The sequence below is a fragment of the Bartonella sp. AA83SXKL genome, from assembly GCF_042196965.1.
In the GTDB taxonomy this organism is placed as follows: domain Bacteria; phylum Pseudomonadota; class Alphaproteobacteria; order Rhizobiales; family Rhizobiaceae; genus Bartonella.
In genome coordinates, this window is record NZ_JBHIRG010000112.1 from 1 (window position 1) to 994 (window position 994).

At 38.9% G+C, this 994-nt stretch carries 1 protein-coding gene; it reads right to left on the reverse strand.

Annotated elements, in window-relative coordinates:
• Positions 1 to 994: autotransporter outer membrane beta-barrel domain-containing protein (locus ACFINO_RS10000; protein ID WP_375655664.1), on the reverse strand; the 994-nt coding region annotated here is incomplete at both ends.

Sequence of the window (994 nt, forward strand, 5' to 3'; positions counted from 1 at the left end):
CTTAATCTTATGTCCTTTAAGATAATGCGCTTCTGCATAAAGCGTTAAGTTATCATTAACAAAACTGTTTAAACCTATTCCCAATTTACCGGCATTTCCTGACAAATCGGTAATAAATTTATGCCGGTTATTAATTGTCGTATAATTATTATTTATATTCTCACGCAACCAAGCTGCCGTAATATAAGCTGTTAATAAAGTTTCTGCATTCATAATAAATTCATGCCCTGCAGTTAATCCAACTTCGCTACGTAATGAAGTCAATGAACTTATATCAGCTGTCATTCCATTGGAAAGTATGATTTTTTTACCTGCAACTTGCAAACCTGTTAATTTGACATAAGGTTGCATCCAAGTGCTCTGCGCTGGTTCAAAACGACAGCCCATTTCAAATGACCCACCTATTGCCCACTGATTATAATTACTTTGAACGTCTAGACCATTCGTTGAAAGAGCTTTTAAATTATCACGATAATAATTATATTTCAAAACACCATCTAGATACCATCCGCGACGATCAAAATACGTTGCGTAAGCTCCAACGCTATAAGTGTTGAGATCACTGTCACCACCTCGCGCATGTGCAACGCGTCCTTGATCATAACTGCCAAAACCACCAACATACAACTTTCCATGCATTAATTCGTTCAACTGATCAGCGCCAACCACTATACCTGTCTGCTCAAGCTTAAAATGCATATGACCTGTAGCAATGCGGTCTCTGCTCTTAATCGCATAAGTCCATAAGCCTATGTCTTTCTTGTTTTTGTCCAGAACCCCTCTGCCAGTACGCACAATTTCCAACTCATTATTAAAAATAAGTCCAGGAGCTACCCCTGTAGAGAGTACAGCATCAACTGAAGGAGTCGTCGACAGACCACCAGAAACTAACGGATCTTTCGGATCAGGAAGTGAAGATTCTGGTCCACTGATACGATCCGCAGATAAAAACCAAATTTTTCCATTTTCACCCTTTCTCTGTTTCAAATCATAC